Source organism: Shewanella sp. UCD-FRSSP16_17 (assembly GCF_001675935.1).
In the GTDB taxonomy this organism is placed as follows: domain Bacteria; phylum Pseudomonadota; class Gammaproteobacteria; order Enterobacterales; family Shewanellaceae; genus Shewanella; species Shewanella japonica.
On sequence record NZ_LZFV01000044.1, the window covers coordinates 1 to 617 of the forward strand.

Genomic DNA, 617 nt, shown 5'->3' on the forward strand with positions numbered 1-617 from the left:
TCACATCGGGTGAACCGGTGCGTTCGGAGACCGTGTCGTTATAGGCGATCAGGCCGCCAAACTGGGGTGACAACATAAAACCCAGGCTGGCGCCCAGCAGGCCGTTTTCCTGTTTGTTGTCTTGCCAATCGCCATCAATCTTGCTTTCGCCGCCGCGGTTGTAGGTGGCGTCCAGCGAGACCCAGAGTGCGCGGTTGATGGTGTAGCTGTAGTGACCCTCGATGGCATACAGCGGCTTTTGTTCCAGCTTGCTATCGCCGTGGTAATCCTTGTTGTCGCCGAACAGCGACACGTAGGTGTTGATTTCCAGCCAGGTCGGGCCAATCGGGGTGCCGAAGCCCAGTTCGGGCTTGAACACCCAGCGGTTGGAGCCGATGTTGATGATGCGGTCTTTATCGTAGTCACCGGTGGGCATGGTCACCCACAGCGCGCCGGTGAGGAACGTCTCGGGTTTCCAGCTGGCGAACTCCTCGGCGGTCAGTGCCGGGCCACCGAAGATGTTATGGGCGAACACAATCTGCGTGTCGCCCATACCACCGTTGCGCTTGGTACCGCTGAAAAACTGGGCGTTGTCGAATGACGCCGAAACGTCGGCGTAAGGCTGGATAAACTGGATG

At 58.7% G+C, this 617-nt stretch carries 1 protein-coding gene; it reads right to left on the minus strand.

Annotated elements, in window-relative coordinates; genetic code table 11:
- Positions 1-617, minus strand: a 617-nt coding sequence (locus A9267_RS17055; protein WP_065110081.1) for a transporter, incomplete at both ends; no start/stop codon positions are given.